5 protein-coding genes are annotated in these 4,634 nt (G+C 66.6%); 3 read left to right on the top strand and 2 right to left on the bottom strand.

The window, feature by feature from the left end; translation table 11 throughout:
- Positions 1-35: 35 nt before the first annotated feature.
- Positions 36-1,028 carry a patatin-like phospholipase family protein gene (locus tag QRO93_RS21140; RefSeq protein ID WP_180878550.1) on the top strand — a complete coding sequence of 331 codons (993 nt, stop codon included), beginning with the start codon at positions 36-38 and terminating at the stop codon, positions 1,026-1,028.
- Positions 1,029-1,067: 39 nt separating this feature from the next.
- On the opposite strand, the gene QRO93_RS21145 is transcribed toward QRO93_RS21140, so the two are convergent.
- Positions 1,068-1,553, bottom strand: coding sequence for an Lrp/AsnC family transcriptional regulator (locus QRO93_RS21145; RefSeq protein ID WP_053448379.1), 486 nt, complete (start codon positions 1,551-1,553; stop codon positions 1,068-1,070).
- 125 nt (positions 1,554-1,678) lie between these two features.
- On the opposite strand from QRO93_RS21145, the gene phhA reads away from it, so the two are divergent.
- Positions 1,679-2,572 (top strand): phenylalanine 4-monooxygenase, encoded by an 894-nt coding sequence (gene phhA, locus QRO93_RS21150; protein WP_133936315.1) that lies wholly within the window; start codon positions 1,679-1,681, stop codon positions 2,570-2,572.
- A 105-nt stretch (positions 2,573-2,677) separates the two neighbouring features.
- On the opposite strand, the gene QRO93_RS21155 is transcribed toward phhA, so the two are convergent.
- Positions 2,678-3,733 carry a LacI family DNA-binding transcriptional regulator gene (locus QRO93_RS21155; RefSeq protein ID WP_164086793.1) on the bottom strand — a complete coding sequence of 352 codons (1,056 nt, stop codon included), beginning with the start codon at positions 3,731-3,733 and terminating at the stop codon, positions 2,678-2,680.
- Positions 3,734-3,971: 238 nt separating this feature from the next.
- On the opposite strand from QRO93_RS21155, the gene QRO93_RS21160 reads away from it, so the two are divergent.
- Positions 3,972-4,562 carry a cysteine dioxygenase family protein gene (locus QRO93_RS21160; protein WP_053448376.1) on the top strand — a complete coding sequence of 197 codons (591 nt, stop codon included), beginning with the start codon at positions 3,972-3,974 and terminating at the stop codon, positions 4,560-4,562.
- Positions 4,563-4,634 lie beyond the last annotated feature (72 nt).

Here is a 4,634-nt window from a genome sequence, read left to right on the forward strand (position 1 = left end):
CCTTTCCAGAATCCGGCGCCGCGAGCGCATTGCCGATGAGCCTGTTCCGCCCCCGCATGCTGCTGTCCGTCGCCCTGATAGGCCTGCTGGCCGGCTGCGGCGGCGATCCGGTCCGTCCCACGCCGCCGCCGGCACCGACCGTGGTGCCGCAGGCCAAGCCGGTGAAGATCGGCATCGCGCTGGGTGGTGGCGCAGCCAAGGGCTTCGCCCACATCGGCGTGATCAAGATGCTGGAAGCCAACGGCTTTGAACCGGTGGTGGTGTCCGGCACCAGCGCCGGCAGCGTGGTCGGCGCGCTGTATGCCAGCGGCATGGACGCGTTCCAGATGCAGAGCAAGGCGGTGGCGCTGGACGAAGCCAGCATCCGCGACGTGCGTTTGTTCTCCGGCGGCCTGGTGCAGGGCCAGAAGCTGCAGGACTACGTCAACGAACAGGTGGCCAACCGCCCGGCCGAACGCCTGAAGAAGCCGTTCGCCGCGGTCGCCACGCAGCTGGAAACCGGCGAGCGCGCGATCTTCGTGCGCGGCAACGTCGGCCAGGCCGTGCGTGCGTCGAGCAGCATCCCCGGCGTGTTCGAGCCGGTGAAGATCGGTGGCCACAACTACATCGATGGCGGCGTGGTCAGCCCGGTGCCGGTGGATGCCGCGCGCCAGCTCGGCGCCGACTTCGTGATCGCCGTGGACATCTCCAGCAAGGCCAGTGGCAAGGCGCCCACCGGCATGCTCGGCATCGTCAACCAGTCGATCTCGATCATGGGCCAGCGCCTGGGCGAGCAGGAACTGACGCGCGCCGACATCGTGATCCGGCCCAAGGTACTGGACATCGGCGCTGCCGATTTCAGCCAGCGCGGCACTGCGATCCTGGAGGGCGAGAAGGCCGCGATGGCGGCGATGCCGCAGATCCGCGCGAAGATCCAGCAGCTGCAGAAGGCACGTGCCGCGGCAGCCGCACCCGCGCCGGTGGCGGCGCCGAAGTGCGAGGAAGCCTCGCGCCTGGGCAAGCTGATGGGCCGCAAGGACAAGTGCTGATCGGTTGATGCCTGGCCACCGGGCACGCCCGGTGGCCGCTCAGGACTCCAGCTGCGACAGCGGCAGTGCCTGGAAGCCCTTGACCGTGCGCAGCACGAAGCTGGAATTGGCATCGGCCACGCCCCCGGCGTTGAGCAGCCGGTCCAGCAGGAAGTGCGAGAAGTGTTCCAGGTCGCGCACGTAGACATGCAGCAGATAGTCCATGTCGCCGGTCAGCGCATGGCAGGCCACCACTTCATCCCAACCCTGCACGCTGTCCACGAAGTGGCCGATGGCGGCCTGGTCGTGTTTTTCCAGCTGCACCCGCACGAAGGCCTGCAGGCCCAGGCGTAGCTGCCGTGGCTCCAGCCGCGCGCCATAACCGACGATCACGCCCTCGCTTTCCAGCCGCTGCAGGCGGCGCAGGCAGGCGGAGGGGGAGAGGTTCACCCGCGTCGCCAGTTCGGCGTTGGTGGCGCGCCCATCCCGCTGGATTTCGGCCAGCAGACGTATATCCGTGCGATCGAACTGGACTTCTCCGGCCATTGTTGCCCCGCAACATGGTGAGTACGCAAGGATATTGCGCCAACAAGGCCAATCGACGCAACTTTTGCAACCCTGTTGCGCGCCGCCTGCCCTAGCATCGTGGGTATCCCCTCAAGGAGCGTCCCATGGATCTCGCCCAGCCCCGCCGCGTCGAACACCAGCAGACCGACAAGGGCTACGTGCCGGTGTACACCACCGCGCTTGTCGAGCAGCCGTGGGACACCTACAGCGCCGACGACCACGCCACCTGGAGCACGCTGTACCAGCGCCAGCGCGAGCTGCTGGTCGGCCGTGCCTGCCAGGAGTTCCTGGATGCGCAGGACGAGATGGGCATGAGCGCGCACATGATTCCGCGCTTCGACCAGCTCAACGAAGTGCTCGGCGCCGCCACCGGCTGGACCCTGGTCGGCGTCGAAGGCCTGCTGCCGGAACTGGATTTCTTCGACCACCTGGCAAACCGTCGTTTTCCGGTGACCTGGTGGATCCGTCGCCCGGACCAGATCGACTACATCGCCGAGCCGGACCTGTTCCACGATCTGTTCGGCCACGTGCCGCTGCTGATGAACCCGGTGTTCGCCGACTACATGGAGGCCTACGGCCGCGGTGGCGTCAAAGCCCACGCGATCGGCCCGGATGCGCTGCAGAACCTGACCCGCCTGTACTGGTACACGGTGGAATTCGGCCTGATCGACACGCCCGACGGCCTGCGCATCTACGGTGCCGGCATCGTGTCGTCGAAGGGTGAATCGCTGTACTCGCTGGAATCGGCCGCGCCCAACCGCATCGGCTTCGACCTGCAACGGATCATGCGCACCAAGTACCGCATCGATACCTTCCAGAAAACCTACTTCGTCATCGACAGCTTCGAACAGCTGATGCAGGCGACGTCGCCGGACTTCACCCCGATCTACGCCGCACTGGCCGACCAGGCGCATCTGCCGGCCGGTGATGTGCAGGACGACGACCGCGTGTTCCAGAAGGGCACGGGCGAAGGCTGGGCTGACGGCGGCGACGTGTAAGCGCATCACGCACACGGTGTTGCACTGGAAACGGCGCACTCGGGTGCGCCGTTTCCATTGATGGCGGCCCGCGCCGTTTCAGCGCTGCAGGCCAGGGCAGGGCACTCAGGCGTCCACGGCCCGGCAGGAACCACGCACCATCAGCTGCGGATGCACGCTGGCCGCGGTCGGCGCCTCCGGTACGCCGGTCTGCACCAGCATCGCCGCGGCCATGCGGCCGATATCGGAGACGTGGCGGCGCACCGATGTCAGCGGTGGCCATAGCCGCGACGCCAGCGGGCTGTCGTCGTAGCTGACGATCGACAGCTGCTGCGGCACCGCGATGCCCGCACGCAGGGCCACCTGGTAAACGCCAGCGGCCATCTCGTCGTTGCCGGCGAAGATCGCACTGGGCCTGCCTTCGCCCATCAGCAGTCGTTCGGCGGCATGCACGCCGGATTCGAAGGTGTCGCCCGCTTCCAGCACACGCTCACCGGGCAGGGTCAGGCCTACCTGGGCGAGCCGATCGAGGAAGCCATGGGTACGTTCGCGTGCAGCGCGGCGGTCACCAGGGCCGGCGATCACCGCGATGTCGCGGTGGCCGAGCGAAAGCAGGTAACCCGCTGCGGCGGCAGCGCCATCGCGATCATGGGTGACCACGGCCTGCGCCTCATCATCGGACACATGCGCGTTGATGCGGACGTAGCGGCAGTCGATCTCGTCCAGCACCTGCGCCAATGCAGCCGACTCGGACGCGCGTGGGCCAAGGATCACGCCATGCAGCTTCTGCTGCTGCACGAAGCGACGCACGCCCTGTGCGCACTCTGGATCCTCGCTGTCGCACGGATGCACCACCAGCTCGTAGCCGGTGCCGCGCAGCGCTTCCAGCGCGCCATGCTGCAGGTCCACGATGCATTGGGCGCCCGGGTCGTCATACACCAGGCCGATCAGGAAGGAGCGGCGGAACGCGAGTCCGCGCGCCAGGGGGTCGGGCACGTAACCGACCTCGCGCATCAACGCCTCGACCTTGTCGCGGGTGTCCTTGCGCACCAGCGGCGAGTTGTTGATGATTCTTGAAACCGTTTTCTTGGAAACTCCCGACAGTCGTGCGATGTCGTTGATCGTGGCAGCCTTGCCCTTCGATGCCGGCAACGCGGCATCGCTAATAATTCGCACTGACATGTATAGAACCAGGTAAGTCGGAAAACTCTAGCCTTGCGCCCGTCGGGCGCGAAGTTGCGGAGTGTCGCAGCGGATGGGGAACGCGTCCTGTTCGACCACGCATGCTGCACAGGGTTCCATTGTGATCGTTCTACCCATTTCGCATCTGAACCGTTTTTCACGCGCTCGTGTCATCAATGCGGGCGCGACGCGTGCGAACGCCAACATTCCCTTAACCATGCTCCGCTACATTCGGGGCATGGACCTGCAGACTTCTCCGTTTCCGCCGTTCCGTGGCCGCGACCGGTTGATCGCCGCAGTCGATGCGGCGATGACCTCCGGTGATGCCGAACGCATCACCGCCGACCTGCAGCTGGCGCTGCAGGAAGCCATCGCGGACAGCCGCATCGAATTGCCCGAGTGCGTGCACCGTCCGGTCAGTGATCATTACGCTCGACGCCCGCTGTACCACAGCCGCGAACACGGCTACAGCGTGATTGCCATGAGCTGGGGCCCAGGGCAGGGCACGCCGCTGCACGACCACGATGCCATGTGGTGTGTGGAGGGCGTGTGGTTGGGCGAGCTGGAGATCACCCGCTATGAACTGCTGGAATGCGCCGGCGAGCGTTGGCGCTTCCGTCGCCACGCGGCGCTGCGCGGGGGCTGCGGCAGTGCCGGCAGCCTGATTCCGCCGCACGAGTACCACACCCTGCGCAATGCCAGCGACCAGTCACTGGCGATCTCGGTGCACGTGTACGAGGCACCGATGGAGCGATCTGCCGTATTCGACCCGCTCGGCGGCGACTGGTATCAGCGCCGCATCCAGGCATTGCAGGCCGACCCGGCCTGAAACCAGCGCGCAGCACGGCGCGCTGCAGCACCTTCGCGATCCACGTGGCATCATGCGCCGCTGCGCTGCCGG

The organism is Stenotrophomonas maltophilia group sp. Smal17 (assembly GCF_030237045.1).
In the GTDB taxonomy this organism is placed as follows: domain Bacteria; phylum Pseudomonadota; class Gammaproteobacteria; order Xanthomonadales; family Xanthomonadaceae; genus Stenotrophomonas; species Stenotrophomonas forensis.

Excerpts from the sequence above, each read along its gene's own strand:
- QRO93_RS21155 (WP_164086793.1), bottom strand. The coding sequence starts at position 3,733 with ATGTCAGTGCGAATTATTAGCGATGCCGCGTTGCCGGCATCGAAGGGC.
- phhA (WP_133936315.1), top strand. The coding sequence starts at position 1,679 with ATGGATCTCGCCCAGCCCCGCCGCGTCGAACACCAGCAGACCGACAAG.
- QRO93_RS21160 (WP_053448376.1), top strand. The coding sequence starts at position 3,972 with ATGGACCTGCAGACTTCTCCGTTTCCGCCGTTCCGTGGCCGCGACCGG.
- QRO93_RS21145 (WP_053448379.1), bottom strand. The coding sequence starts at position 1,553 with ATGGCCGGAGAAGTCCAGTTCGATCGCACGGATATACGTCTGCTGGCC.
- QRO93_RS21140 (WP_180878550.1), top strand. The coding sequence starts at position 36 with ATGAGCCTGTTCCGCCCCCGCATGCTGCTGTCCGTCGCCCTGATAGGC.